This is a genomic window from Parvibaculum sedimenti (assembly GCF_009184905.1).
In the GTDB taxonomy this organism is placed as follows: domain Bacteria; phylum Pseudomonadota; class Alphaproteobacteria; order Parvibaculales; family Parvibaculaceae; genus Parvibaculum; species Parvibaculum sedimenti.
Genome location: NZ_WESC01000034.1, coordinates 1 through 1,325, shown reverse-complemented (window position 1 = coordinate 1,325; position 1,325 = coordinate 1). Strand labels below are relative to the sequence as shown.

Here is a 1,325-nt window from a genome sequence, read left to right as displayed (position 1 = left end):
GGTGAGCGTGCATACGTTGCGCCACAGTTTTGCGACTCACCTGCTCGAGAGCGGTACGGATATCCGGATTATCCAGGTGCTGCTGGGGCACAACAACCTCTCGACGACGGCGCGCTACACCCATGTGGCATCAAGCACGATCACCAGGACGCAGAGCCCGCTCGATCGCCTGACGCTGGAGGTGGTGCCGCCCGCCTGAGCGCAGCGATGCACTCCGAACTGGAGGTGGCGGATATCTTCCGTCGCCATGGTCATGCCTATCGTGTTGCCCATGACGGCCATCTCGGCCGCGTCGAGCGCCGCGTCATGTCCGCGGTCGAGCTCTGCCGGACAGCAGCGCTTGGCGGTCATGTCGAGGCCTGTGCGGACTGCGCGCATGTCCGGGTCGCCTATAACTCCTGCCGCAACCGGCATTGTCCCAAGTGCCAGAGCGCGACGCGCGAACGATGGCTCGCCGACCGTCAGGCTGATCTGCTGGCGGTGCCTTACTTCCACGTCGTGTTCACGGTGCCGGCCGAAGTCGCCGAGATCGCCTTCCACAACAAGGCCGTGGTCTATGCCATCCTGTTCGACGCCGTCGCCGCAACGCTCAAGACCATCGCCGCCGATCCGCGGCACCTCGGCGGGGAGATCGGGTTCCTGGCCATTCTTCACACATGGGGCCAGGCGCTCACCCATCATCCGCACATCCATTGCCTCGTCCCCGGCGGCGCTCTCTCTTCCGATGGGCGCTGGCTCAGCTGCCGGCCACGCTTCTTCCTGCCCATCCATGTCCTCTCCCGCCTATTCCGGCGGCTGTTCCTCGAGCGTCTCCAGGCGGCCTATGCGGCTGGGCGACTGCGCTTCTCCGGCACGCTCGACGGGCTCGGTCAGGCCCATGCCTTCACGGCCGCGATCCGGCAGCTTCGTCGCAAGAACTGGATCGTCTATGCCAAGCCGCCGTTCGGCTCGCCCGAGCAGGTCCTCGCCTATCTCGGCCGCTATACCCACCGGGTCGCCATCGCCAACAGTCGCCTGGTCAGCGCCGACGAGACCAGCGTAACCTTCCGCTGGCGCGATTATCGTCACGGCAACGCGCCCAGGCTGATGTCGCTCGATCCGCACGAGTTCATCCGTCGCTTCCTGCTGCACTGCCTGCCCGACGGCTTCCACCGCATCCGCCACTATGGCTTCCTCGCCAATGGATGCCGCCGGACCCGGTGCGCCATCATCCGGCAACTCCTGGTGGCGATGAAGCCTGCTGCGACCGCCGCAGCCGGCGAGACCACCAGGCCGCTCCCGCGCTTTGACCCAACCGTCTGTCCCTGCTGTGGCGGCATTCTGCG

At 66.2% G+C, this 1,325-nt stretch carries 2 protein-coding genes; both read left to right on the top strand.

Annotation, left to right across the window (positions count from 1 at the left end; all coding sequences use genetic code 11):
- A partial coding sequence (locus tag F2P47_RS17510) for a tyrosine-type recombinase/integrase (protein ID WP_152217683.1) occupies positions 1–199 on the top strand: 199 nt, incomplete at its 5' end.
- An 8-nt stretch (positions 200–207) separates the two neighbouring features.
- Positions 208–1,325, top strand: a 1,118-nt coding sequence (locus F2P47_RS17505; protein WP_152217682.1) for an IS91 family transposase, incomplete at its 3' end; no start/stop codon positions are given.